Raw genomic sequence first — 4,539 nt, forward strand, 5'->3', positions numbered from 1 at the left:
CATCATAAACATCACAAATTGTTACAATCTGGACAAATTTAGGAATTTCATCTCCCCTGATGCCCTTTAAATAACCACTTCCGTCATATCTTTCGTGATGATATAAAGCAAAATTCTTTATATTCCCGTTTAGATTTAATTTTTTTGCTAAATTACATCCGTGAACTACATGCAGTTGAATAAATTGTCTTTCAACCTGTGTATAGTACCTCGGAGCAAATAAAAAACTTTGTGGCATTGCAATCTTCCCTACGTCGTGATACAAAACGTCTTCCCAAGGGAAATCTTTAATACCACAAGCTTCTGCAACCTGTTTGCTTAGCTGTGCCACTTTAAAACTATGATTACTTTTCTCCACAAATTGCATTAGCTCAACTACATTTCGTGCGTTAAAATTCAACTGCCTCGTAAACTTCAAAAACCAAAATAAATCTTCCATATCCCAAAAATAAGCATATCCATCTTTCGCAAGTTTTACTATGTAAGGCAGATTTTCTTGTGAAATTTTTACTTTTTCGCAAATTACCGCTTTAATTAAGCTGTATATTTCTGTTTTCTTTAGATAATTATAAGCTTTCTCTATGCTTTGCGATTCAATTACCTGTGGAATAATTGAACTGTCAGATATACCTAAATAAAAGTTAATTGAACTGCTTCGAAGTATTTCACAGTTCTTTCTATTTTGATTAGTATCTAAACAGTGCCAAGCTACAACTTCCATTGTTTTCTCCTGTTTAAAAGATTTCAAACTTAAAAACATCACGGAGTAACCTGATTTTTCAAACATTTTCTGTTCCTTTCTCAAAAGGTGGATACACGTCCACTATTTCCTTTAACTTCCCTTCTTTCCTTGCTTCCAGTTCTCCTGCAAGTACTCCAAATGCTTCCTGTGCTCGAAGTGGAATGTAAAGATTCCTATACTTTTTCCCATTTCTCATTTCAACTATAAAGGGAGCTGAAAAGTATCCTTCCCTAATTAGTGAAGTCTCCACTGCATTCTTGTAATGTTGTATCTGCTTTAACACTGTGTAGAGATAGTTCCTTTTTGTTGCATCATCTTTTTCACTTAATCCAATATCCATAATGCCTTTCTCAATCGCCATCTCAAATAGCACGCTCCAAAACAGTCTTGGTTGGACGTAAACTATTCCATTAGGCATGCTCACAGCAAGCCACCTTCCATTTATGAGTTTATTTACGTAAGTTAGAACCTTTGACAAAAATTCCTCGGGATTAAACCACTGCATTTCTATTTCTTTAGGTTTTTGTTCTTCTTCTACAGTTGTAGCACTCTGCGTGTTGAAAAACACATCTGCTGATGTTTCAACTGGCTCAGACTTTTGTGTCTTTGTAGGTTGATAATTGAATATTTCAGGAATTGTATCGTCAGTGTTGCTGTTTTCCTGAAGCATATGTGTTTTATTAAACGATTGAATAAGATTGACAGAAGCGAAGGTATCAGATGTAGAGTTTGATGGAACCCGATGATGCGTTGGTTGAGATTGTGATTGTGATGGGGACTGTGGTTGTGGTTGATGTTGCGTTTGAAGTTGAGTTTGATGTGGTGGTAAATGAAGTTTGGTTGGGATGTTGGATGAGTTTGATAAGGTTTGATTAGTGTTTGTTTCGGTTGTTAGTTTTTCGTATGTTGGAGTAATTGCTTCGTCTACGTTTGTGTCGGAATGTTCAAAGGCATCTGGAGGAGGTAAGGTGGAAAGTTTTTTCTGTACTTCAACCAGTTCTCTTCTTCTTGCTCTCGTATCAGCTTCTTTTAGTACTTCACCTACGTAGTTTTTTGGTTTTAAGTGATGATCTCTTACAGCCTGTATTATTTCATCTGCGTAAACTAAGTCTTTAAAACCACTTATGCTTTCAAGCACTGTAACGCTTATAAAAGGATGATCTCCGAGTGCATAGTACTGCTTTCTGTACTTTGGAATCTTGCCTATGTCGTGTGCCAGTGCGGCAATAAGTGCTATCGGTAAGTTCGCACTGTAGGGGACTATAGTAAGTATCTCCTCGGCTACATGCACTGTGTGTTCTGCAAGTGAGACCTGTGCAAGCATTTTGTATGTATCCTGCGGAATCTTACTTTCCGTCTCGTTCTGCCCTGACACAACACTTGCAACTGCTCCTTCTGTATCAAGAAGCGTAAGCAGATTATTTATTACTTTCCTTGCTCCACCTGTATAGAAAGGTTTCTTGTCAATGTGCTTTTTGAAAAATTCTCTGATTACGTCTGTAAAGAAGTGTGGAATATCGCTCTGTTCCACGTTTGCTTGGGAGTTTCTCCAGAGTCTTGAAAGCTCCTCAAGTTTGATTACTGCTTCCTTTCTCTTCGTCCAAAGAATTGATACGTCTTCAATATGAATTTCTTGCTTTCCATTCTCGTTTTTAGCCAAAGATGTATTCCCACTCTTTGTAGGTTTTAAAGCCCACCACAAAAGCCCCACACTTACTATGATCACAATTAAAAAAAGCTCTATCATTGTGCAACTGCTTCCTGCGTTTCTACTGATATTTTCGGAAACTTTATCTCTATGTAACAGTCGCTTACGTCAATAGTCTTTCCTTTATACTGTCCACTGTACGTAAATAGGTAAAATTGCCTTGGACCTAAATTAAGAACGTGTTCGGGCTTAACAAGTGGTTCTTCAACTTCTTTAGTAATTATTCCTCCACCAGGGGATATGGCTGGTGAAATTCTCTTCTTTGTTCCAAAGTGCTTTGCAACATACTCAGCAGTGTCAGTATCGGGGACACGCATAAAGAGCTTGGTGTTGGCGTTGTCAAGGATGGAACGTCCAAATTCGTGTCCTACTTCCTGATATATCTGGTTAACTGACTGGTTGAATGCGTGAACCCAAACTCCTGCTCCACCTGCTTTGGCAAATAAATCTTCGATGCCGTAGTAAAGAATGTTCTGAGCTTCGTCTATATACATTGCAATCGGAGGATTAATAATTTCACCACTTAAAAACATTCTACCAACAAATGTTTTAACCATGCTTACTATAACTTTCCCAAGCACTTTCGCTGCATCTTCCGTAAGTAATGCACCAAGATGAGCGATCATAATAACTCTTTTACCCTCTTCAAGTCTCTTTATAAATCTGTTTTCATCAGCTTTGCCTATAAGTTTTCCAATATTCCCAGCTGAAAGTTGCATTAGTGCTACTCTTAAAGAAGTTGAAATTTTTGAATAGTAGTCCTGTGGGGAGTTGACTATTTTCTGCATGTTTTTTGCTATCTCTTTTGCCTCGGGCAAGTCTATAACCTGTATCTCCTTTAGAAGTTCAGCTATCTCTTCCCTGCTCATCCTGTCTTTTATCTCATTTATGTTAAAGGTGTGTCCTCTTCCTTCTAATTTTGCCTTAAGAAGTAAAGCCTGAACAAGAACCATACTGATTTCATATGCAACTTTGTAGAAAAATGGTTCTTCAACAGGAACTCCAGAAACTATGTGGGCAACCAATTCTTCAGGCATATAGTAGTAAGCAAGAGGATCTATTACTGCAGAATATTCTGGAAATATAGGCGTGATAAATATCAAGTCTTCGTGCCTCTGCTCTTCAAAGGCAACTTGAACTATTTTACTGAACAACTGAATGTCGCTTTTGGGATCTATAACTACAACCGAGTATCCTTTCCTTATGTCCTGCTCTACCATAGACTCCATTAGTCTGGTTTTGCCCGCTCTTGTTGTTCCAAAACACCAGAAATGTCCTTTCCTGTGGGAATCTGGAATGGCAATCTGAATTTTCTTTTTGTATGGATCGGAAAGGTTGTATCCTTCCCCTAAAATGGTTATTTTTTCCTTTGTCTTCTCTTTTTTTCTTTTAAGCATCTATTCCATCCTTCATTTCACCAAGTTGCGTAAGAAGTTGGTTTACAATCTTGTTTACTTTCTCCCAAACTTTTTCCTTATCAATTCCATATTTTTTGTGCAAAACTTTAACTCTTTCTGCAAACATTGTTAAATAATTATTTAAATTAAATTTTCTTCGTCTAGTTCATAGTTCTCGCAATGCAAGTGTGCATCCCGCATTATTCCCCACGTGTTTTCATCTGCCTGATGCAAAAAACACTCTATACAATCTTCAATAGTTGGAGCATTAGACTTAGTGCATTTTTTACAAAATTGGCGTTTTTGCATGCAAGAAAAATAATTTAAACAATTAAAAATACAACTTGGTGTGCCATATTGAAACTCACATTCTGTAACTAAAAAATCTTCCATATATTTTTTAAGTAAATCGCAATCTATTCTTTCAAGACTGTCTATTGCAGAAGCAAGCAAAGCTACAGAGTTAGTTAAAACACGGGAAGGAGCTTTGTGAAGCCTTAAAGTTTCGTAAATTATAATACGGTTAGCAAGTTGTTTTGTCTTGAATAGTTCAGAAAATCTTTTCCCCATATCTTACAATCACCCCCTCTTTTAAAATTTCTGTTGTTTTTTTAATATATTCTTTTGGAATTCTTTCCTTAGCGTGAATTACAGTGTACGCACCAGCTATTCGTTTTACTGCCTTAAACTCT

General features: G+C 36.9%; 4 protein-coding genes. All 4 read right to left on the reverse strand.

The window, feature by feature from the left end:
* On the reverse strand, nucleotides 1-721 hold a 721-nt coding region (locus HPY60_11555; protein NPV51811.1), incomplete at its 3' end, for an HD domain-containing protein.
* A gap of 58 nt (nucleotides 722-779) precedes the next feature.
* Entirely contained in the window at nucleotides 780-2,489 is a 1,710-nt protein-coding gene (locus tag HPY60_11560; GenBank protein ID NPV51812.1) for an HD domain-containing protein, read from the reverse strand.
* On the reverse strand, nucleotides 2,486-3,847 hold the full coding sequence (locus HPY60_11565) for a TraM recognition domain-containing protein (protein ID NPV51813.1): 1,362 nt from the start codon (nucleotides 3,845-3,847) through the stop codon (nucleotides 2,486-2,488). Before HPY60_11565 ends, HPY60_11560 begins: the two co-directional genes overlap by 4 nt.
* Nucleotides 3,848-3,988: 141 nt before the next feature.
* Nucleotides 3,989-4,417: a hypothetical protein gene (locus tag HPY60_11570; GenBank protein NPV51814.1), complete on the reverse strand. Its 429-nt coding sequence runs from the start codon at nucleotides 4,415-4,417 to the stop codon at nucleotides 3,989-3,991.
* Nucleotides 4,418-4,539 lie beyond the last annotated feature (122 nt).

The sequence above is a fragment of the Methanofastidiosum sp. genome, from assembly GCA_013178285.1.
Taxonomy (GTDB): Archaea; Methanobacteriota_B; Thermococci; order Methanofastidiosales; family Methanofastidiosaceae; genus Methanofastidiosum.

What these genes read in the sequence shown, in the direction of transcription:
- HPY60_11560 (NPV51812.1), bottom strand. Translation starts at nt 2,489, where the DNA reads ATGATAGAGCTTTTTTTAATTGTGATCATAGTAAGTGTGGGGCTTTTG.
- HPY60_11565 (NPV51813.1), bottom strand. Translation starts at nt 3,847, where the DNA reads ATGCTTAAAAGAAAAAAAGAGAAGACAAAGGAAAAAATAACCATTTTA.
- HPY60_11570 (NPV51814.1), bottom strand. Translation starts at nt 4,417, where the DNA reads ATGGGGAAAAGATTTTCTGAACTATTCAAGACAAAACAACTTGCTAAC.